Source organism: Neisseria sp. P0021.S007, from assembly GCF_051956855.1.
In genome coordinates this window covers 1-673 of record NZ_JBQCXA010000570.1, presented here as the reverse complement: position 1 = coordinate 673, position 673 = coordinate 1, and the positions used below count along the sequence as shown (strand labels likewise).

Here is a 673-nt window from a genome sequence, read left to right as displayed (position 1 = left end):
TCCGACAACCGTATGGCTGAAAATGGACTCGGGTATGCACCGCGCCGGTTTCTTTCCGCATAACTATGCTGCGGCCTATACTGCATTGAAACAATCCGAATCGGTGGAAAACATTGTGAAATTCAGCCATTTTGCCTGCGCGGACGAGCCGGAAAACGGCATGACCGAAATGCAGCTTGAAGCGTTTGATTTGGCGTGTGAAGATTTGGAAGGTGAAGAGAGCTTGGCCAATTCCGCCGCAATTTTGAACGTGACTGAAGCGCGCCGCGATTGGGGACGTGCCGGTCTGGCTTTATACGGTATTTCGCCTTTCGGCGGCGTGGATGATCGTTTGAAACCGGTTATGCGCCTGACTTCCCGCGTTTTCGGCGAACGTGTGTTGCAACCGCATTCTCCGATTGGCTACGGCGCAACGTTCTACACCAGCAAATCTACCCGTGTCGGTTTGATTGCTTGCGGCTATGCAGACGGTTATCCGCGTCGCGCTTCCACTAATTCCCCTGTGGCGGTGGATGGTAAGCGTAGCCGTATTATCGGCAGGGTATCTATGGATATGATTACGGTTGAGCTGGAAGCCTCGAAAGAGGGTTTAGGTGCGGAAGTCGAGCTTTGGGGCGATGTGATTAATATTAATGAAGTTTCCGAAGTTGCCGGTATGATTCCGTACGAAATC

General features: G+C 52.0%; 1 protein-coding gene. It reads left to right on the top strand.

Annotated features, from left to right (window positions below; genetic code table 11):
• Positions 1–673 (top strand): alanine racemase (gene alr / locus ACTHUR_RS14675; protein ID WP_440399322.1); only part of this gene is annotated, 673 nt, incomplete at both ends.